Source organism: Pseudomonas sp. UBA4194, from assembly GCF_002379585.1.
Classification (GTDB): domain Bacteria; phylum Pseudomonadota; class Gammaproteobacteria; order Pseudomonadales; family Pseudomonadaceae; genus Aquipseudomonas.
In genome coordinates this window covers 1-21,440 of the sequence record NZ_DFUE01000034.1, presented here as the reverse complement: position 1 = coordinate 21,440, position 21,440 = coordinate 1, and the positions used below count along the sequence as shown (strand labels likewise).

Annotated in this window: 13 protein-coding genes; 8 read left to right on the top strand and 5 right to left on the bottom strand. The window is 63.5% G+C overall.

Annotated elements, in window-relative coordinates; genetic code table 11:
• Nucleotides 1-184 precede the first annotated feature (184 nt).
• Nucleotides 185-496, top strand: coding sequence for a DUF962 domain-containing protein (locus tag B3397_RS09215; RefSeq protein WP_296249271.1), 312 nt, complete (start codon nucleotides 185-187; stop codon nucleotides 494-496).
• A gap of 1 nt (nucleotide 497) precedes the next feature.
• On the opposite strand, the gene B3397_RS09210 is transcribed toward B3397_RS09215, so the two are convergent.
• The 4 genes from B3397_RS09210 to recQ form a co-directional block, all read right to left on the bottom strand.
• Entirely contained in the window at nucleotides 498-788 is a 291-nt protein-coding gene (locus B3397_RS09210) for a SelT/SelW/SelH family protein (RefSeq protein WP_296249270.1), read from the bottom strand.
• 9 nt (nucleotides 789-797) lie between these two features.
• Entirely contained in the window at nucleotides 798-3,038 is a 2,241-nt protein-coding gene (locus B3397_RS09205; protein WP_296249269.1) for a FimV/HubP family polar landmark protein, read from the bottom strand.
• An 83-nt stretch (nucleotides 3,039-3,121) separates the two neighbouring features.
• Nucleotides 3,122-3,559: a MarR family transcriptional regulator gene (locus B3397_RS09200; protein ID WP_296249268.1), complete on the bottom strand. Its 438-nt coding sequence runs from the start codon at nucleotides 3,557-3,559 to the stop codon at nucleotides 3,122-3,124.
• Nucleotides 3,560-3,698: 139 nt separating this feature from the next.
• Nucleotides 3,699-5,840: a DNA helicase RecQ gene (gene recQ / locus B3397_RS09195; RefSeq protein WP_296249267.1), complete on the bottom strand. Its 2,142-nt coding sequence runs from the start codon at nucleotides 5,838-5,840 to the stop codon at nucleotides 3,699-3,701.
• 258 nt (nucleotides 5,841-6,098) lie between these two features.
• Here recQ and B3397_RS09190 point away from each other — a divergent pair, with 258 nt between their 5' ends.
• The 4 genes from B3397_RS09190 to B3397_RS09175 all read left to right on the top strand — a co-directional run bounded on the left by B3397_RS09190 (nucleotide 6,099) and on the right by B3397_RS09175 (nucleotide 9,874).
• Complete coding sequence (locus B3397_RS09190) at nucleotides 6,099-6,686, top strand: YecA family protein (protein WP_296249266.1); 588 nt, start codon at nucleotides 6,099-6,101, stop codon at nucleotides 6,684-6,686.
• A 9-nt stretch (nucleotides 6,687-6,695) separates the two neighbouring features.
• Nucleotides 6,696-7,076: a YbaN family protein gene (locus B3397_RS09185; RefSeq protein ID WP_296249265.1), complete on the top strand. Its 381-nt coding sequence runs from the start codon at nucleotides 6,696-6,698 to the stop codon at nucleotides 7,074-7,076.
• A gap of 136 nt (nucleotides 7,077-7,212) precedes the next feature.
• Nucleotides 7,213-7,920, top strand: a complete 708-nt coding sequence (gene lapG / locus B3397_RS09180) for a cysteine protease LapG (protein WP_296249264.1) — start codon at nucleotides 7,213-7,215, stop codon at nucleotides 7,918-7,920.
• 10 nt (nucleotides 7,921-7,930) lie between these two features.
• Entirely contained in the window at nucleotides 7,931-9,874 is a 1,944-nt protein-coding gene (locus tag B3397_RS09175) for an EAL domain-containing protein (RefSeq protein WP_296249263.1), read from the top strand.
• Between the two features lie 301 nt (nucleotides 9,875-10,175).
• Here the strand turns inward: B3397_RS09175 and B3397_RS09170 are convergent, their stop codons facing one another.
• A complete protein-coding gene (locus B3397_RS09170; RefSeq protein WP_296249262.1) occupies nucleotides 10,176-15,731 on the bottom strand; it encodes a retention module-containing protein in 5,556 nt (1,851 codons plus the stop codon).
• A gap of 575 nt (nucleotides 15,732-16,306) precedes the next feature.
• Between B3397_RS09170 and B3397_RS09165 the strand changes: the two genes are divergently transcribed.
• Genes B3397_RS09165 through B3397_RS09155 form a run of 3 tightly spaced genes read left to right on the top strand, consistent with a single transcriptional unit; the run spans nucleotide 16,307 to nucleotide 21,216 of the window.
• Nucleotides 16,307-17,665 (top strand): TolC family outer membrane protein, encoded by a 1,359-nt coding sequence (locus B3397_RS09165; RefSeq protein WP_296249261.1) that lies wholly within the window; start codon nucleotides 16,307-16,309, stop codon nucleotides 17,663-17,665.
• Between the two features lie 28 nt (nucleotides 17,666-17,693).
• Nucleotides 17,694-19,847, top strand: coding sequence for a type I secretion system permease/ATPase (locus B3397_RS09160; RefSeq protein WP_414704365.1), 2,154 nt, complete (start codon nucleotides 17,694-17,696; stop codon nucleotides 19,845-19,847).
• Nucleotides 19,848-19,860: 13 nt separating this feature from the next.
• Nucleotides 19,861-21,216, top strand: coding sequence for an HlyD family type I secretion periplasmic adaptor subunit (locus tag B3397_RS09155; protein WP_296249259.1), 1,356 nt, complete (start codon nucleotides 19,861-19,863; stop codon nucleotides 21,214-21,216).
• Nucleotides 21,217-21,440: the final 224 nt, after the last annotated feature.

Here is a 21,440-nt window from a genome sequence, read left to right as displayed (position 1 = left end):
GAGGGGACCATTCACCACCCACCCCAGGGAGAGTAAAGTGGCCCTTATTGTCACCCCCTGCAAGCCCAAATGGCACAGACTTTGTAGGTGTAACGTAAGCAGCCGTCTACAATTGGGCCATCGGGTCCGATCAAGACACGCTCTGCGCCCCACCCTTACCCATGGCTCCACCGAGGTCGCTGTCATGCAAACCGTCGCCGAGTTCAACAGCTTCGCCCAGTTCTATCCCTATTACCTCGCCGAACACCGCGACAGCACCTGTCGCCGCCTGCACTTCATCGGTACCAGCCTGGTGATCGCGCTGTTTGCCTACTGCATCGGGAGTGGCAGTGGATGGCTTGCCCTGAGCATACCCGTGGCCGGCTATGGCTTTGCCTGGGCGGGGCATTTCTTCTTCGAAAAGAACCGCCCCGCCACCTTCAAGCATCCGCTGTACAGTCTGATCGGCGATTTCGCCATGTTCCGCGACATGCTGTCGGGCAAGGTCCCGTTCTGATCTAGACGGGCTTGCGGTCGTTATGGCCCAGGTCCCGTTGCGGGTCGATCTGGTCGCGAATGCGCTGTTTCAGGGCCTTGGCCTCGGGAAAACCGCCATCGGCCTTGCGCTCCCACACCTGGACACCGTCACAGGTAATGCGAAAGGCGCCGCCCGTGGCGGGCTCCAGCGTCACCCGGCCGAGGTCGTCATTGAACGTGCTCAACAACTCCTGGGCCAGCCAGGCCGCGCGCAACAGCCATTGGCACTGGGTGCAATACGTGATGACCACTTCAGGCTTGCGCACGTCCATAGTCAGCCCTCAACCAATACGCGACAGCAACTGCCGGGCTGTCTGCTTGCAGGATTCGTCGCCTTCGCGAAGCAGCTCATGCAGCAAATGGCTGGCGGCGGACAGATCTCCCTCGTCGATGTACTGCTGCGCATCTTCGAGTTTCTGCGCCGAGGCCTGTTGCAGCTCCAGGTCGTCGAAGTCCACGGTCAAGGCGTCCAGCTCAGGCAGGTCGGAATCGGCGATGAAGCTGTCCAGGAAGGCATTGTCGATGTCCTCCTGAGTAGTGGTTCGAGGCTTGTCTTCCAACTCCAGAAAGGGTTCTTCATCGGCATCGGCGAAATCGCTGAGGAACTGCTCGTCAGGCATTTCGAAGACTTCGGGAAATTCCTTCAGGTTGCTGGCGAAGTTCACGTCCACCTCTTCGGGCTCGGAGAGCTCCTGCACCGCCGGCTTGCTTTTCGGGGCCGGGGCGGCGTCGAAGGGGCTGACCAGCTCCCAGTCGGCGTCCATCGACAAATCGTCCAGGTTCAACTGGAACTCATCTTGCGGGGCTACCGGCTCGGCTGTCTGCTGCGCGACGGGCTCGGGGGACAGGTCGAAGTCAGGCACTGGATCGGCTTCGAAGCTCGGCGCCACGGGAGCGGACAAAGGTTCGGGCTCGGCTTCGGGCTCAGGTTCCGGCACTGCGGCGGGCGCCGCAGCTATGGCCGGATAGCGGCTGCGCACTTCCAGCAACGCCGCGGCGCTGAAGCCGGCAGCCAGCAGCCAGGCCTCCTGCTCGGCGAAGCCCTTGCTGTTGCCTTGTTGGCCCAGCACTTCGAGCATGCGCAGGCGCAGATCGGTGCGCTCCGGCTGCTTGGCCACGCCTTCACGAAGAATGCCCAAGGCTTCGTTATAGCGCCCATAGGCGATGTAGATACTGGCTCCGTCCAACGCGTCGGTGGCCGGCGGCGCCTCCTTGCGCGGCGTCACCACAGGCTCCGCGCGGGCCACCGGCGCCTCGGCCATCTCGCTGACCACCGCGGTGCTGGCCACGCCGGCAACGGCGTTCGCCGACTGTGCCGGCTTGACCAGCACCGGCTCCAGCGGCTCATCCAGCGCCGCGGCGTTGCGCTGACGCTGGCGGCGCACCAGCAGCAAAAGGGCTACGACCAACAACAGCAGCGCGACCAGAGCGAGAATGTTCAGCCAGCCACTGCTGTCGGACTCGGCACTCACTGGCGCTGCAGCCGCCGGCGCAGGTGCCGGTGGCGCAGGCTGGACCGCAGGAGGAGCGACGGGAGCAGGCGCGGCGGCAGGCGTCTGTTTGACCTCGGCCAACTGCGTCTGCAGCTCGGTAACCTGTTTGTCCTTGTCGGCCACCAGGGTTTCGAGGCTTTGCAGGCGCGCCTGCAAGTCGTCGAAATTCTTCTGCAACTGCTGGTTTTCCAGCGCCGTAGCCGCCAGCTGCGCAGCTGGCTGTTCGCCGGCCGCCGGTGTTGTGTCACTCCCACTGGTCGCTGACGGGGTGGTCGCGGCCGGCGCCGCCGACGTACCGGGCAATACGGCCGCGTCGGGGAGCAGCAGACTCTGACCGACCTTCAACGGCGCGCTGTCGGGGTTGAGCACCCGGATGCCACGCACCAGATCGTTGATGGGGGTCGGTGTGCCGGCGGCTTCCAGCCGCTTGCCGATGCTCCACAAGGTGTCGCCCTTGGCGACTTCATAACGCTTGCCCTGCGTGGCAGCGGGCGCCGGGGTATTGGATACCGGCGGCTGGGCGCGCTGAGGTGCCGGCTGGGTGGCCGCCGCCGGGGCAGCCGCCGCCCGCTGCGGTGCCCGGTCGGCCAGCCCAGGGCCCATTCCAGGGGGGTCGAGCAGCACGGTGAAGGTGCGCAACAGTTGACCGTTAGGCCGCGCGACCTGTACCACGAAGCTCAGGTAGGGCTCGGTGGCGGCTTTGCTGGAAGACACGCGGATGACTTTGCGGCTGCCGCGAAAGTCCGGGGTGAACTTCAGGTCGTTGAGGAAGAAATCCCGGTCCACGCCGGCCCTGGAAAACTCTTCCACTGTGCCCAGGCTGGCACGCACATCGCTCTCTTCCAGCCCTGCGGTATCCAGCAGCTCGATATCAGCGCGAAAAGGCTGATTCAGCGACGAGCGCAGGGTGATGTCGCCCAGGCCCAACGCGGGCGCTACGGCGGAGTAGCACAAGCCCGCAGTGGCCAACATGGCTGCCAACAGGCGGCCCTGAACCAACCTTGAACGCGACGGTGAACGCACTGACATGGGAGTCCCTTGAAAACCGATATCCAATAACTTGTATAGCCTGCCCGGCCCGCTTGCTCCAAGCGAAAGGCGACCCGTTGACTTCAGGATTTCTTTTCCAGATTCGCCAGAATACGGCTGTGTACACGCATGGCGATCCGCAGGTCCTCTTCGTCCACACCGCTGAACAGCTCGACACGCAAGGCGTTGGCAATGGTCTCGATCTGGTCGATGAGCGGGCGGGCCGGTGGGCACAGCATGATCTTCTTGGCCCGGCGATCTTCCACCACCGCCTGCCGCTTTACCAGCCCCTGAGCTTCCAGGCTGTCGAGCAGACGCGCCAGCGTCGGCCCTTCAACGCCCACGCTTTGGGCCAGCTCACGTTGAGTCGGCGACTCCTCGAAGCGCGCCAGGTGCAGCAGCACCAGCCAGCGCGCCTGGGACAGGCCCAACCCGGCGAGGCGGCGGTCGAGTTCGGCGCGCCAACCTCGCGACATATGCGCCAGTTGCATTCCGAAACGGTGTTGATCAGTTAACGGCATAACGCTCTCTATGAAGGCTTGGCTCTTTGAAACCGGGCTCTGGAAAAATCAGCTCATTAATGAAGCCTGGATCTAATAATTAGTGAGCTAATCATGACCATAGCCCAGAGGCAAGACTCATGCCGAGTATGCCGCCGCGTTACACCTCGAATTCAGATTGCAGGGCAGCGCGCACGCAGTACAGCACCCCTTCCGGCACCCTGCCGGCGAATTGCCCGGCAATCTCGGCCACAGCGGGCAGTTCGCCTTCGCCATCGAGGAAAGCATCCTGCACTTCGCCCATCAGATCTTCCGGCAAATCAAGGGCTTGATCCAGGCTCAACTGTTGCTGCGCGATGGCTTCGGCGAGCAGGCTGTAGACATTCTTCTCACTGCACTGTAACTGCCCCGCAATCTGCAGCGGGGTCATGCCCGCCCGGGCCAGGCTGATCAACTCGTGGCGGATATCGGCCACTTCACGTGGCGGTTCGGCGCCCTGGCCGCCACTGAGCACATCGAGAAACGCCTCGCCGTAGCGCTCCAGCTTGCGCGCGCCGACACCGCTGACGCGGCCCATCTCCGCCATGCTGGTAGGCTGGCTGCGCAGCATCTCCAGCAGTGTCGAGTCGGGGAAGATGACGTAGGGCGGCACGGCGTGTTCCTGGGCGAGGTTGCGCCGCAGGGTGCGCAGGGCCTCCCACTGCTCGCGCTCTTCGGCACGCACCAACTGGCTGGCCGGGCTTGCCGAACCACTGCTGCGGGCCGACGTGGTCTGCGGCTTGAGCTCCTTGCGCAGTTCCAGCGTGACCTCGCCGCGCAGCAGCGGCCGGCAGGTGTCGCTCAAGCGCAGCCCCCCGTAGCCTTCCAGATCGATGTCGGCCAGCCCGCGGGCGACCACCTGGCGGAACAACGAACGCCACTCGCCTTCGGAGCGCGCTTTGCCCACACCGAACACCGCCAACTTGTCGTGCCCGAAGTTGCGGACCTTTTCGGTGTCCTTGCCCAGCAGCACATCGACCAGATGACCTACGCCATAGCGTTGCCCGGTACGGTAGATGGCTGACAAGGCCTGGCGTGCCGGTTCGGTGGCATCCCAGGTCTGCACGCCATCGACGCAGTTGTCGCAGTGGCCGCAGGGCTGGGGCATGTCTTCGTCGAAATAGGCCAGCAAGGATTGCCGACGGCAGCGCGTTTCCTCGCACAACGCCAGCATGGCATCGAGCTTGTGATGCTCCAGGCGCTTGTGCCGCTCGTCGCCTTCGGAGTTTTGCAGCATCTGCTTGAGCATCAACACGTCTTGCAGGCCGTAGGCCATCCAGGCATCGGCAGGCAAGCCGTCACGGCCGGCACGCCCGGTTTCCTGGTAATAGGCTTCCAGCGATTTGGGCAGGTCCATGTGGGCGACGAAGCGTACGTTGGGTTTGTCGATGCCCATGCCGAAGGCGATGGTGGCCACCATGATCAAGCCTTCCTCGTTGAGAAAGCGCTTCTGATTGGCAGCGCGAGTCGCCGCCGGGAGCCCCGCATGGTACGGCAGCGCAGGGAAGTTGTTCTCGCACAGAAAGGCGGCCACTTCATCGACCTTCTTGCGTGACAGGCAATAGACGATGCCGGCATCGCTGCGCCGCTCGGCAAGGAACGCCAGCAGCTGTTTGCGCGGGGTTTCCTTGGGTACGATGCGGTAGAAGATGTTGGGTCGGTCGAAGCTGGACAGAAAGCGCTCGGCGTTCTGCAGATGCAGGCGCGTGACGATTTCTTCCCGGGTACGCTTGTCGGCGGTCGCAGTGAGGGCAATGCGCGGCACGTCCGGAAACTGCTCGGCCAGTTGCCCCAATTGCAGGTACTCGGGGCGGAAGTCGTGCCCCCACTGCGACACGCAGTGCGCCTCGTCGATGGCGAACAGGGCGATATTCAGCCCATGCAGGAAATCCAGCATGCGCGGCTGCACCAGGCGCTCCGGCGCCAGGTAGAGCATCTTCACCTCGCCGCGACGAATCCGCGCAGCCAGCTCGCGCTGCTCCTCGGCACTCAGGGTGGAGTTGAGCGCCGCCGCAGCCACGCCCAGCTCTTCGAGGGTGGCGACCTGGTCGTCCATCAACGCGATCAGTGGCGAAACCACCACCGCCAGGCCCTCGCGCAACAGCGCCGGAACCTGGAAGCACAGGGACTTGCCACCGCCGGTGGGCATCAGCACCAGCGCGTCACCACCGCTGGCCACGCGCTCGATAATGGCACCCTGGCGACCGCGGAAACTGTCGTAGCCGAAGATGTCTTTAAGAACGCGTTGAGCCTGTTCGAGCATGGGTCACTCCAGAAAATCGTCTAACCATCCAAGCCGCGAAGGCTGGATGAAAACCGCTTGTACAGCACCCGCATTTGCGTAAGCGGGCATTGCCGGCCAATGAAACCGGGACTTCAGCGAAAGATCGCGGCAGTATACCCGAGAGCCCGTGGCTGCGGGCGGCACCCGGACATGCTGTGATTTCGCCCGCCGGGTGGCGCGCAGGCCCCAACAAGGCCTAGAATTCACTATCGCTTATTCTTCCAAGGTAACCTGTTAATGTCCTTCGCCGAGCAACTGACCCGCCTGCAAGCCTTCCTCGACGCCGACGAGCTGCATGACGAGGCGCTGGACTACGTCGCCGCCCACGGCTACCTGACCGCCCTGTCCATCTGCGCCGAAGACGTCCCCGAGCGCGAATGGATCGACGCCCTGTTCGCCGAGCCGCCGCACTACGCCGACGACGCCCAGCGCGCCGAAATCGAAGGCACGCTGATCCAGCTCAAGGCGCACATTGCCCGCCAGCTGGCCAGCGACGAGGAATTCGAACTGCCCTGCGACCTGGATCTGGGTGAAGAGCCGGACGACTCGGACCTGCGTGGCTGGTGCATCGGTTTCATGGAGGGCGTATTCCTGCGCGAGGCCGCCTGGTTCGAAACCGCCGAGGAAGAAGTCAGCGAGATGCTGTTGCCGATCATGGTGGGCTCGGGCCTGTTCGACGAGCAGCCGGAGTTTTCCGACATCGCCGCCGACGCCAACCTCATGGACGACATGATCGTCCAGATTCCGGAAGCGCTGACTGCACTCTACCTGCTGTGCAACGCCCCGGACGAAAAGCCTGCGATCCTCAAGCCACGTCATCACTGAGTGTCTGCCGTGCGGCCAGCCAGGCCTGCATGGCTGCGCTATCTGCTGCTGGGCGTCGGCTGTGTCAGCGTCGCCCTCGGCGTTATCGGTATTTTCCTGCCGGTAATGCCCACCACTCCCTTCCTGCTGCTGGCCGCGGCCTGTTTCGCCCGAAGCTCTCCGCGATTTCATGGCTGGTTGCTCGAGCACCGCGTGTTCGGGCCGCTGGTGCGCAGTTACCAGAGCGGCGAAGGCATTCCGCTGAAGGCCAAGGTCCTGGCGATTGGCTCGATGTGGGTGAGTATCGGGGTTTCCTGCTGGTTAGTGCCGTTGCCGTGGGCTCAAGGGTTGATGCTGGTGAGCGCTGTCGCGGTGACCGTGTATCTGTTGCGGCAGAAAACCAGGCGGTAGGCGTGACACCGCGTTGCGCCTATCGCGGGTAGAACCCGCTCCCACAGATCCAAGGACCGGCCGCGAAAGATCATTTTCACCCTTGCTGCTGCTCCCTCTCCTACACTCCAGAGACCCGCACCCGAGAGCACCGACAATGCCCCCGCGCCCGCGCAGTCATGGATGGCCTTCGCACCGGCTCGCGGTCGGGTGTGCGGTGCTGTGCCTGGGGCTGAGCGTCGCGTGCCTGGGGGAGGTGTGGGGCAAATGGGACTTTGCCAGTATTCTCAGTGCCGCGCAGAGCCGCTATGGCGCACTGGGGCCCGGCCAGGAGCGTATCCGCGCCTGGTCGCAATTGCTTGAAGCCAACGATTCCCAACCCGAACGCGCCCAGCTCGAAGCCGTCAACCGCTTCTTCAATCAGCAGTTGAGCTTTCAGGATGACACGCGCATATGGCGTCAGGCCGACTACTGGGCCACCCCCGTCGAGGCCCTCATCAAGGGCGCAGCCGACTGCGAAGACTACGCCATCGCCAAGTACATCAGCCTCAGGCGCCTGGGCGTGCCCAGCGAAAAACTGCGCATCACCTACGTCAAGGCGCTGCGCCAGAACCAGGCGCACATGGTACTGACCTATTACGCCAGCGCCGAAGCCGAACCCCTGGTGCTCGACAACCTGATCGGCGACATCCGACCGGCGTCGCAACGCGCCGATCTGCTGCCGGTCTACGCCTTCAACGCCGAAGGCCTGTACCTGCCCGGTGCGGGCGGTGACAGGCGCACCGGCGACTCGAAAAAACTCTCGCGCTGGCAAGACCTGCTGAACAAGATGCGGGCCGAAGGCTTTGCCGTGGGCCAAGGATAAGGAGCCATCCATGTCGTTACTCAAGCAACTGTTCCTGGCGATCTGCGTGTTTCTGCTGGTGGCCTTCAGCGGTAGTTTTCTGGTGGGTCTGGAAACCTCACGGGAGCAGATGCTTGGCCAGTTGCGCTCCCATGCTCAGGATGCCGCCACGGCCCTGGGGCTGTCGCTCACGCCTCATGTGGATGACCCGGCGATGCTTGAGTTGATGGTCAGCTCCATCTTCGACAGCGGCTATTTTTCCCGCATCCGGGTGATCGACCTGCGCGAAGATAACGTGTTGGTCGAGCGGGCCATCGACGCTGACAGCGCGGGCGTACCGGACTGGTTCGAGCAACTGGTCGCGCTGCGTCCTCAGGGTGGCGACGCGTTGCTGATGCGCGGCTGGCAACAGGCTGCGCGCATCGAGGTGCAGAGCAACCCGCAATTCGCCTTGGCCAAACTGTGGGACAGCGCAGTGGGCAGCCTGGCCTGGCTGACCTTGTGCGCATCGTTGAGCGCCCTGCTCGGAGGGTGGTTGTTGCGCCGCCAGTTGCGCCCGCTGGATCAGATGGCTCGCCAGGCCGAAGCGATCAGCCAGCGCGAATTCGTCACCGCGCCGAAAGCCCCGCGCACGCCCGAGCTGCGCCGGGTAGTGCTGGCGATGAATCAGATGGTCGAAAAGCTCAAAGCGCTGTTTGCCGAAGAAGCGCTGCGAAGTGAGCAGTTGCTCAAGGCGTCCTTTCAGGACAGCCTTACCGGCCTTGCCAACCGCCGCCTGCTAGAGGCGCGCTTGGCCAACGATCTGCTACCGCAGGAAAGCAACAGCCAGGGCTTCCTGGTGATGCTGCGGCTCAATGATTTGGCTGGCTTGAATCAACGCCTGGGCGGTCAGCGTGTGGACGCCCTGCTGTGCGCGGTGGCCGAGCTGCTCGAGCGGCAACTGCAGCCCTCCGACCGCGCTGGCTGGCTGGCCGCACGCAATCGGGGTGGCGAGTTCAGCCTGCTTGCGCCGGTCATGCAAGCCGTCGACGCGCAACGCCTTGCCAGCGAACTGAGCGCGGCGTTGGAGAACCTGCGCACGACCGGTGCCAGCGATCAGACTCCCGTGGGCTTTCTGGGTGTAGTGCCCTATACGCCTGGGCAGAGCCTGCAGGAGTTGATGTTGCGCATGGATCAGGCACTGGCCCAGGCGCAGCACCACCCCAACCAGCCCTGGGCGCTGCTCGCCGACACCGGGCCGGCGCCTGTGCAGGTCCAGCAGGACTGGCACCAACTGATCGACAGCGCTCTGCAGCGGCGGCAGCTGCTGCTCTATCTGCAACCGGTGGTCAGCTGCGCCGAGCCCACTCAGGTGCTGCATCACAAGGTGCTGGCTCGATTGCTCGATGGGCAAGGCCAGCCTATCGCCGCGGGGCATTTCCTGCCTTGGGTCGAGCGACTGGGATGGGCCAGCCGTTTCGACCTGGTGATGCTGCAGCAAACGCTGGACACGCTGCACCATACGCCCCGCTCGCTGGCCCTGAGCCTGTCGGCCAGCACCCTGCGTGACCCTGCCAGCCTCGAACAGGTGCTGCAATTGCTGGCCGCCTGTCCAGGGCAGGCCCATTGGCTGACGCTTGAGGCAGATGAACGCCACCTGCCCCCGGCCGCCGAACTGCAGCAGCTCAGCCAGCGCCTGCGCGATACCGGCTACCGCTTCGGCCTGCAGCACTTTGGTGGGCGCTTCAGCCAGATTGGCAACCTGACGCACCTGGGGTTGGCGCATCTGAAAATCGACGGCAGCTATATCCGCGGGATCGATCGGCACGCGGACAAGAAAATGTTCATCGAAGCCATCTTTCGCGCGACCAACAGCATCGATCTGCCGTTGATCGCGGAGATGGTGGAGACAGAGGAAGAGCTGCGAGTCATCTGCCAGCTCGGCTTGCAAGGCGCCATGGGCCGCCACCTCGGCGCCCCCAAAGCCGCCGACTGATGATACGTCCCTGTGGGTGGCAGCGGTGAGCCGGAGCAACATCCAACAGAAATCCCATGTGGGAGCGGGCTCTGCCCGCGATGGGGCCGGTGTGTTCAGCGCTGGATTCCGAGCATATATGGGCAGTTCCGGCCCCATCGCGGGTAGAACCCGCTCCCACAGGACCGCGGTGGGCCGGAGCACATCCAACAGGCATCCTGTGGGTGGCAGCGGGGAGCCAGAGCACATCCAACAGGCATCCTGTGGGTGGCAGGAGCCGGAGGGTGTGGTGGCTTGTTGTGCGAGCAGCCACCTCCTCGCGTTAAACCGTATCCACCTTCAACGAATGGTCACTCACCATCTGCGTGATCAGGCTGGCGGTGTCCTGCCCGCCCGCCACGTAACCGTCGGCGCCGGTGCTGATCCCGTATTTGCTGGTGATGTCGTAATGCAGCAGGTCGATACTTTGCGCGGCCGAGCCATCGGCCAGGCTGCCGACTTCGATGGTGGAAGTCAGCTCGCTGCCGCTGCCGGTGACCTTGAAGCTGAGGAACTCATCCAGGGTATTGCCGGTGGCGCCCATGCCCTGCAACAACTGCGACAGGTCGAGGGTGTCTTGCCCGCCCTGGAAGTCGGTCACGGTATCGTGACCGGTCTCGCCCCTGCCCCACACGAAGGTATCGCTGCCGCCACCCCCCGTCAGGATGTCATCGCCCAGGCCGCCGTGCAGCACGTTGTCCTGGTCGTTGCCCGTGAGGGTGTCGTTGAAGTCGGAGCCGATCAGGTTCTCGATCGACACCAGCTTGTCCAGCCCCGCGCCCTGGGTGTTCTGATAGCCCGTCTGGCTCAGATCCACCACGACCCCGGCCTTGGCAGTGGCATAGCTGGCCGTGTCGTTGCCCGCCCCGCCGTCCATGTAGTTGTCGCCCTCTGCGCCCACCAGAATGTCATCACCACTGCCGCCCAGCAGGGTATCGTCAGGATGAATGGCATGCAGGGTCTGGCCAGCCTGATAGCTGATGGTCAGCGCACCGTTGGTGCTTTCGCCCTGGGCGTCGGTGAGCGCGTAGGTGGCATGAGCGTCGGCAGGCACGTCGGGAGTCAGACCGAGGGTGAGGTTATACGCCTCGCCCTGGGCGCTGCCATCGGCGTCCGCCAGATTGGTCACGCGCACCTGATACTGGCCGCTGTCGTCAGCCGTGAACCCATTGCCGTCGGCGATGGCGTGCCAGCCGTCGCCACCCACCAGGCGCCACTCCAGGCCGACCTGGCTGGCGGCCAGATTGTGATCCAGCTCCAGACTTTCGCCCTTGTTTAATTGCACGCTGAAGGTGTCGGTGGCCGTTGCCGTGCCTACCGCACCCAACAGGCCACTGACCACGACCAACGCCGTCAGGCTGCCGTTCAGTGCATTGAACTCGCCGCGAGCAAGGCGCAATTCCTTCAGGCGGGTGTCGGTCATGTCGATGGTCTGCGCCTCGCCTCGGCCGAAGTCGGCCATGCGCGTGGTCCAACCGGTGTCTACCGTTGCCGCCGACGTCTGCAGTGCGCCACGACCACTGTCGTTGGCCAGCAGCACCTCGCTGGGCACCACGATGTCCGCCGACAGGATGTTGGTCACCACGTCATCGGCCACAGCGATAGGTGCATTGTCGGTCTGCACAGTGATCACCAGCTCGGAAGCCGCACTGTCGCCATCGCCATCGATCAATACGAAGCCAACGGTGTCGGTCAACGAGGTGCCTGCCGCCAGGGCCGGCGGCAGATAGACGTAGGCGCCGGTCTGCATATCGACGGTCAATTGCCCGCCCTTGGGCGTCTCGACCTCCAGCACGTGATCGCTCATGGTGGCCGGGTCGTAGACGAAGTAATTGCCATCCAGCGAGATGGCCTTGATGTAGCCGCCGTCGGCGCCCAGCGTGCTGTCGTCCAGCAGGCTGCCGGTCAGCCGTGCGCCCTGCACGGTGTCGGCAAGCACGGCGTCGAGTTGGCCCAACTCGGTGACCACCTGAGGTGCCACGCTCTGCTTGAGTACGCCGTCGTAGCCCACCGGTTGCAGATAGTACTGGTTGGCGCTGATGCCCAAGCCGATCGCGAATGCCTTGATCTGGTTGGTTTCCAGGAAGCTGTGCCAATCGGTGACTTCCCTGCCGAGGATGCCATCGCCGCGATCCTCATCGGTCCGAATGCCGGACTGGCCAACGCTGAGATCTACCCGGTCGTAGTCGCTGGACAGGGTCGGGTTGCCGTCGGAGAAGAAGTACGTCAGGTTCTGGCCACCGCTGATCTTGCCCAGCGTGGTGTCGTAGGCATCGCGGGCACCCTGCAAGGCGTAGTCGTAGTTGGTGCCACCACCGGCAGTCAGCCCAGCCAGGTCCTGCTTGGCCTGCGCCACCGAAACCCATTCGCTGGTCACGGCGTTGATCTTGTTGTTGAACGCGACCAGCTGCACCGACACGTTGCCCAGGTCGGCGTACTGGTCCAGCAGCAAACCGATGGACTGTTTGGCCAGGTCCAGGCGGCTGAGGTTACCGACGCGCGAGGGGTCGTTCATGCTGTTGGACACGTCCAGCACGATGACCAGGTTGCTGTCCATGGTGCCGGCGTTGACCGTGCGTTCGATGCTGTCGGCCACCGGCACATCGTCGATGATATTGACCGTGAAAGACGCCGAATCCCGCGAACCGTCCCGGTCCACGGCCACCACTTCGAATTGCTCGGCATCGATGTTGGCACCCGCGCCGTCGCCGCTGCCGATGTCATGGATGACGTTGTCCTTGAGCTGGTAGGTGTAGAACAGCGTGCCGCTGGCTGCATCGTAGCCAGTGACTATCAGCGAGCCATGGGCAGTGCTGGTGGAGAGGTCAGCGGTAGCGAAATCCGCCAGCAAGCCGCCCTTGATCACTTCGATGCCACCCACGGTCAGGGTTTGCAGGCTGTCCAGCGCGGTCACCTTCAGGGTGCCGTTGACCAGGGTGCCTTGAGCATTGGGGGTGCTGCCGTCGGCAAGAAACTTCTCGTAGACGTTCATCTGCGAGCAGTCGATGGTGATGCTCACCGGGTCGTTGCCGCCCTGAACGTCCAGGGTCAGGGTGGCAGTGCTAGTGTCGCCGTCGGCGTCGTTGAGGGTGTATTCGAAACGCTCGGTACCCTGCTGCCGACCGTTCAGGGCATTGAAGCTGGCGCTGCTCGGGTCCAGGGTATAGGTGTAGCTGCCATCGGCCGCCAGCACCAGCGTGCCGTACTGACCGACGAAGGTGCCTGCGGTGATCGGGCCGGTTCCGGCGCCGATGGCGATGCGGTCGGCCCCTTGGGTGTCATTGCCCAGCACATCCCCGGACAGCACCCGATTGCTGGCACTGGCCACCTCGTCATTGGCATCGTTGCGTGCCTGCGGCGTGTCGTCGGTGATGCGTACGTTCAGCCACGCGAAGTCGCTGTCACCCGGCCCGCTGGCGTTGTAGTCGATGGCGGTGACACGAAAATCCTCGGACAGCTGAGTATTGGCATCGGTCTGGTTGTGCGCCTCGGCTTCGGACAAGGTGTAGCTGTAGCGCACCAGGCCGGTGGCGGGGTTGTAGTCGAGGATGGTCAGCGTATTGCCCAGTTGCCCGACCACGGTATTGTTCACCATGACGCCGTTTTCGATGATGGTGGTGTCATCGATGATCAGCGTCTTCAGGCCATCCTTGGCCTCGATGCGGAATGAGCTGTGGTCGGTGAGAAACGCTGCGTTTGGCTCGCTGCCCAGCGCCAGGTGCGACTCGTTGAATTCGAGCTCGCCCCCGTCGATGCCCAGGTTGCGAATGATCACCGGATCGTTCTCGTTGAGAATGTTCAGGGTCAAGGTCGCCGTGCTGGTATCGCCGTCGGCATCGCTGAGGGTGTACTGGAAACTTTCGCTGCCCACGCCGCCGCCGTGCAGGGCAATGAACTGCGGGTCACTCTTGTCCAGGGTATAGGTGTAGCTGCCGTCGGCCGCCAGCACCAGCGTGCCATAGGTGCCGATCAGAGTGGCCGGGGTGATGGGGCCAGCGGCGATGCGGTCGGCGCCCTGGGTGTCGTTATCCAGAACGTTGCCGGTCAGCACCAGACTGTTCTCGGTGGCCGTGCCGCTGTTGCCGTCGTCTCGCGCGGTGGGCGTATCGTCCTGAATGCGGATATTGAGCCAGGCCAGGTCGGTGTCGCCGTCGTAGTCGGTGGCCGTCACGCGGAAGTCTTCGGACAGCTGATTGGCGCCCTCCCCCGGGTTATGGGTTTCGCTCCCGGACAGCGTATAGCTGTAGCTGAGCACGCCGGTCTGCGGGTCGTAGCCGGTGATGGTCAGGGTATTGCCCAACTGCCCGACCACGCTGGTGACGCTCAACGCCCCGCCCTCGATCACCCGCACGCCATCGATGGTCAACACATCGAGGCCATCATTGGCGGTGATGGTGAAGGTGCCGGTCTTGGTCAGCAGCGCCGCGTTGGGCGCACTGCCGCCCGACAGGTTGGCCTCGCTGACGATCTGCTCGCCGCCGTCCACACCCAGGCTGCCGATGATGACCGGATCGTTCTGATTGAGAATATCCAGGGTCAGGGTGGCGGTACTGGTATCGCCGTCGGCGTCGTTGAGGGTGTAGGTGAAGCTCTCGGTGCCGCTGCCGCCGCCGCGCAGCAGCACAAAATCCGCATCGCTGGTGTTGAGGGTGTAGGTGTAGGTGCCATCGGCGGCCAACACCAGGGTGCCGTAGGTACCGGTCAGGGTGGCAGGTGTGATGGGCCCGCTGGGGATGCGGTCGGCACCCTGGACGTCGTTGTCCAGCACGGTACCGGTCAGCACCAGGTTGTTGTCATTGGCGGTGGCAGCGTTGGTGTCATCCACGGCCAAGGGCACGTCATCGAGGATATTGATATCCAGCGAGCCCGTGCTCTGGTCGCCATCGCTGTCGGTGGCCACCACCACAATGCTTTCGCCGAGGGTATTGGTGCCATCGCCAGGGGCGTGTTGATCGTTGCCCGTCAGCGTGAAGCTGTAGGTCAGCTCGCCGGTCTGCGGGTTGTAGCCGGTGATCACCAGCGTATTGCCCAGTGCCGTGGTAATGCTTTGGCCGATGCCGCTGGGCTGCCCAGCGCTGATCACCGTCACCCCGCCCACCACCAGGCTGGCCAGGCCGTCTGGCGCGAGCACCGTGAACGTACCGGTCTGGGTCAGCGCGGCGCCGTTGCTGGCCGAGCCGTCAGGCAGGTTGGCTTCGTTGACATCGATTTCACCGGCCGAGACGTCGAGCCCGTTGAGGGTGACCTCGTTGTCGACAGGCGGCGGTGCACCGGGGTCCACCTCGTCGGGCGGCAGCAGTGGCGCGTCAGGATCGGCATCCAGATCGTCCACTACATCATTGACGAACAGCTCCGGCAGCAGAATCTGGCCAGTGAGGCCTTCGGTCGGGAAACCCACGGTCGGGTCCACTGCACCGCCGGTCGGCGTCAGCAGGACGAAACTGTGGCCCCCGCCCGCGTCGCCGCCGGTACCCGTAACCGCTGGCCCTGCCGCAGTGGCCTCACCGGTCTGGGTGGGGTCGGCCCCGGCAGCAATGGCTTGTTGCAGGCGTTCGACATCGCTCAGTTGCTGGTCGGAAGGCACCGTTGCATCAGGCGCCTGAATGTCCGGGGCCTGACCCGCAAGCAGGTTCTCGCTGAGGGTCAGGCTGCTGCCCCGTCCCAAGGTCAGCTCGGCACCGTTCTGCATGCGCACGGCCACCGCACCGGCGGCTCCGGTATCCAGTTGCTCGCCGGCATACAGCCGGTCGCCCTCGACCAGCACCCGGCGCACGCCGTCGCTGGAGATTGCAAACGCCTGGCCGATAACCTTCGAGACAACGCCAATCAACTTCGCCATGTACTTCTGCTCCATCGCCCACCATCGAGCGGTTGGTAATGAGAACGCTCGGTGCATGCGAAGGCGGAAGGCTTGATTGGTTCAAAATCGATCCAGTCCCGAGGCGGCGTTACACACGACTCTCGGTTATTCCCTTTGCCAGTGATGGCTACCTATGTCTTAGCGGAATAAATGCTAATGAAATCAAGCGCATCCCGATTATAGGTGCCATCAAATGGCCCAAAAATGCTAACTTCGCTAAAGCCGTCAATTTATCGACATCGCGAAATCAACTGTTTTTTGGCCCCTTTCGTAATATCACCGCGCGTCAGCCCAAAATAATTTGAACTTTTTAAAAGTCCGCAAAAGCACACTACACCTTTGACTGCCGGGCCCTGTAGACTTGCACAATGGCTAAAAAAGGAATGATGGCATAAGTTTTTTTTGGCATATATGCTATGAGAAAAACTTCTAAAGAATCTCGGGTTCTTCGCCGACTTCTCATGTTACAAACTCGAAACGGATTAGCCTGAATTATTCGTCAGTTTTTTGGCGAATGCATTACTTCAAAAAATACACAACGGAGATGTACCTGAATGCGCGTTTTCAACCCCATCTGCAGCGCGATCCTGTTGGCGATGGCGTGCTCCCATGCGCAAGCCATGTCGCTTGCCGAGGCTATCCAGAGCACCGTGGACAACCATCCGGAGCTGGCGTCCAACATCAACAGTCGCCTGTCCGCAGATGAGGACGTGAAGATCGCCAAGGGTGGTTACTACCCCAGCGTCGATCTGGTCGCCGGTTACGGCCGGGAGCGTTCGGACAACCTGACCACCCGTGCCCAGGGCAATCACAACAAGGAAACCCTGAACTACACACAGTCCGAGCTGCGTCTGCGGCAGATGCTGTTCGACGGGTTCAACACCGCCAACGAAGTAGGCCGTACCGAGGCTGCGGTGAACTCGCGTGCCTATTACGTCCAGGCCACCGCACAGGACCTGGCCCTGCGTGCCATCCAGGTCTACCTGGACGTGCTGCGCAACCGCGAACTGGTCACCCTGGCCAAGAACAACCTGCAAGCTCACCTGCGCGTCAACGACCAGATCGGTCTGCGCAGCGAGCGGGGCGTAGGTAGCACCGCCGACGTCGATCAGTCCCGCGCCCGTCGCGCGCTGGCCGAGAACAATTACTACACGGCTCAGGTCAACCTGGCCGATGCCGAAGCCAACTTCTTCAGCGCCGTGGGCCGCATGCCCGACGAGCTGGAAGCACCGGCGTCGATCCGTGGCGAAATGCCCGCCGACCTGAACGCCGCGCGCCAGGCGATGATGGAAAACAACCCTTACCTGAAGTCGGCCCAGGCTGACGTGCAGGCGGCCGAGAAGCAGTACGAAGTCGCCAAGTCGACCTTCTACCCTCGCGTGGACGCAGAACTGGCCACCGGCGCCAACAACAACCTGTCGGGCGAAGAAGGCCACAACAACACCGATTGGCGCGCCGGCGTTAGCATGAGCTACAACCTGTTCCGCGGCGGCAGCGACAAGGCTCGTCTGCAAGGCGACGCGCACAAGATCAACCAGGCCATGGACATCCGCAACAACGCCCTGCGCCAGTTGAACGAAAACATGGCGCTGTCCTGGAATGCCATGAACAACGCCCGTACCCAGACCCCGTATGCGCGCGAATACGCCGAAACCACCACCCGCGTACGTGCTGCCTACCAGGATCAGTTCGGTCTGGGTCAGCGCACCCTGCTGGACGTGCTGGACAGCGAGAACGAACTCTACACCGCCAATACCCGCTACACCGAAGTGCGCTACACCGAGGAATACTCGATGTACCGCGTCCTGGCGAACATGGGTGAACTGTTGCCCAAAGCCAAGATCGTATTACCGGCTGAAGCCATCGCGCGCTCCGACGTCAAGAGCGAGGCACACCTGCCGGCGATGCGCTGAAGTCCCTTGAGGTAACCGCCCCGTGACCATGCTGCAAGATCCCAGTTCAGGGGGCGATCCTCGCCTTGATTTCGACGACCCGTTACTCGACGGGTTGCTCATCCTCTGCAAGCTCCACGGCTGCACCGTCAGCCGATCCAGCCTCAGTGCCGGCCTGCCCCTGGCGGGTCAGCGCCTGGGCGTGGAGCTGCTGCCCCGGGCCGCTGCCCGCGCCAGCCTGCAAGCCCGCGTATTGCGCCGCGACCTGGGCGCCATCTCTGCGATGAACCTGCCCGTGTTGCTGCTGCTGGACAATGGCCGCTGCGCCGTACTGCGCCGCTTCAGCGATGACGGACAAGCACTGATCCTGCCCAGCGAAGCCGAGGGTGGCGAGCAGTGGGTCAGCCGCGAGGAACTGGCCAGCGCCTATTCCGGGCAGGCCTTGTTCGCGCGCCCGCGCCACGAGCTGGAAGACATTCGCACGCCGTTGCTGCCACGGGTCAACGCCTGGTTTCGCGACACCCTGAAGCTGTCGCGGTGGCTGTACAGCGATGCCTTGCTGGCCAGTCTGTTGATCAACCTGCTGGGCCTGATGGTGCCGTTGTTCGTCATGCAGACCTACGACCGTGTGGTGCCCAACCAGGCCGTGTCGACGCTGTGGGTCCTGGCCGTGGGTCTGCTCATCGGCACGCTGTTCGAGTTGGTGCTGCGGGTGGTCCGCGCGCACCTGCTGGATCAGGCGGGCAAGCGCACCGACCTGATTCTTTCAGCCACCCTTTTCGAGCGCATCACCGGCATGGCCATGAAGGCGCGGCCGGCCAGCATTGGCGGCTTCGCCCAGAGCATCCATGACTTTCAGGGCCTGCGCGAATTCCTCACGGCGGTCACCCTCACCAGCATCATCGATCTGCCGTTCGCGCTGCTGATGCTGGTGGTCATCGGCCTGCTGGGTGGTTGGCTGGTGGTGATTCCATTGATCGCCTTCCCGGTCACTATCCTGTTTGCGGCCATCATTCAGTCGCGTCTGCGCGACACGGTGGAGAAGAGCTTGAGCCTCGGCGCGGCCCGCCAGGCGTTGCTGATCGAGACCCTGGGTGGCCTGGAAACCCTCAAAGCCTGCGGTGCCGAGAGTGAACGCCAGTACCAGTGGGAAAGCACCCATGGCGCCCTCACCCGCCTGGATGCTCATGCCCGCAATCTGGGCGCGATGGCCAGCAATGGCACGCTGTTCATCCAGCAGTTCTGCGGCATGGCGACCGTCGTTGCCGGCGTCTACAGCATCATCGCCGGGAGCCTCAGCGTCGGCGCCCTGGTGGCGACCTATATGCTCGGTAGCCGGGTGCTGGCGCCACTGGGGCAGATCGCCGGGCTGATCACCCGCTACCAACAGGCGCAGTTGACCATGCGCAGCACCGACGCGCTGATGGCGCTGCCGCAGGAACGGGACAGCCAGCAACGTCCCCTGGAACGCACGCAATTGGCGGGCGCGGTGGCTATCAATCAGGTCAGCTTCAGTTACGCCGGACAGACCGCTCCCGCGCTGAGCAACGTCAGTTTCAGCCTCAAGCCGGGGGAGCGGGTCGGAATCATCGGTCGCAGCGGCTCCGGCAAAAGCACCCTGTCCCGGCTGTTGATGGGCTTCTACGCGCCCGATGAGGGCCAGGTGCTGCTCGACGGAATCGATCTGCGCCAGGTAGATGTCGCCGATCTGCGCCAACAGATCGGCTACGTTGCCCACGACCTGCCCCTGCTGGCGGGTAGTCTGCGTGACAACCTGACCCTGGGTGCGCGCTACGTCAGCGATGCGCGCATGCTCGAAGTCGCGCAATTGACCGGGGTGAGTGAGTTGGCGCGCAGCCATCCGCAAGGCTTCGACCGTCCGGTGGGCGAACGCGGCCAGCTGCTTTCCGGCGGCCAGCGACAGGCTGTGCTGCTGGCCCGCGCGATGCTGCTGGAGCCGCCGATCATGCTGCTCGACGAACCCACCAGCCACATGGACAACGCCAGCGAGGACGCCTTGCGTCTGCGCTTGCAGGACTGGGTGCAGGGCAAGACCCTGCTGCTGGTGACTCACCGTACCTCGATGCTCAGCCTGGTCGACCGCCTGGTGGTGCTGGACAACGGCAAGGTCGTCGCCGACGGCCCCAAGGCAGCGGTCATCGAAGCTCTGCGCAAGGGCCGGGTCGGCTCTGGCGTGGTGTAGGAGGCCCTGAACCATGATTCCCACGACCAAGCAACGCGGCTACCTGGGCAGTTTCAAGAAGAGCGGCGAAAGCGAATTCATGCCGGAGCTGGCCGGGGCGACGCTGCAGGACTCCCCACGCCGCTCGCGACTGACGGTGTGGATCGCTGCCGGTTTGATGCTGACGGCGCTGATCTGGGCAAAACTCGCAGTGCTGGAAGAAGTCACCAGCGGCGAGGGCAAGGCCATTCCATCAAGCAAGGTGCAGGTGATCCAGAACCTGGAAGGGGGCATCGTCACCGAAATCCTGGTCCGTGAAGGGCAGATGGTGAACAAGGGCGATACCCTGCTGCGCCTGGACGATACGCGGTTTCTTTCCAACCGAGGCGAGAGCGAGGCCGACCGCTACGCCTTGATCGCCCAGGTCGAACGGCTGTCGGCCGAGGCCCAGGGCAAGCCATTCGAAGTACCCGCGGAGGTCAAGGCCAAGGCGCCGCAAGTGGCCAGCGATGAACTGTCGTTGTACCAGTCGCGGCAGCGTCGACTGCAGAGCGAGCAGAAAACCCTGGCCGAGCAGTTGACCCAGAAGACCCAGGAACTGGCGGAGTTTCGTTCCAAGGCCGATCAGTACCGCAGCAGCGTGGCGTTGCTGCAGCAGGAGCTGAACATGTCGGCGCCGCTGGTCGGCACCGGCGCGGTATCGCCGGTGGAGATCCTGCGCCTCAAGCAGCGCGGGGTCGAAGCTCGCGGGCAGCTGGACGCCACGACCCTGGCGATCCCCCGGGCCAATGCCGCGATCAACGAGATCAAGAGCAAGATCAATGAGTCGGAACAAGGCTTTCGCGCCGATGCCTCCAAGGAACTCAACGAAAAACGCACCGACCTTTCCAAACTCACCGCCACCAGCCTGGCCATCGACGACCGGGTAACGCGCACCACGGTACTGTCGCCGGTGCACGGCATCATCAAGACCATGAAGGTCAACACCATCGGCGGCGTGGTGCAGCCGGGCAGCGACATGGTCGAGATCGTGCCCATCGAAGACAACCTGCTGATCGAGGCCAAGGTGCGCCCGCAGGACGTGGCCTTCCTGCATCCGGGGCAACAGGCGATGGTCAAGTTCAGCGCCTATGACTACACCATCTACGGTGGGCTGAAGGCCAGGCTGGAACTGATCGGCGCCGACACCATCACCGACGACAAGGGCAACAGCTTCTACATGATTCAGGTGCGTACTGATCGCAATCATCTGGGCGGGGATAACAAACCGCTGTTGATCATTCCGGGGATGACAGCGACGGTGGATATCATCACCGGGGAGAAGAGTGTGCTGGATTATCTGTTGAAGCCGGTGTTGAAAGCGCGGACTGAGGCGATGCGGGAGCGGTAGGCGGTGGGTTCTGTGGTGGATGGTCCCCTCACCCCAGCCCTCTCCCTGAGGGAGAGGGAGTTGACCACCGCAAGTCGTAACACTGCGATCCGCCTTTGGCCCCCTCCCCCCTAGGGAGAGGGTTGGGGTGAGGGGACCATTCACCGCTAATCCCAAAGCCCACCGCCGCCCCCGGATTCCTGGCCAGTTCCCCCCGCTGCAACACTCGCTTCGCGTTCCTGCAA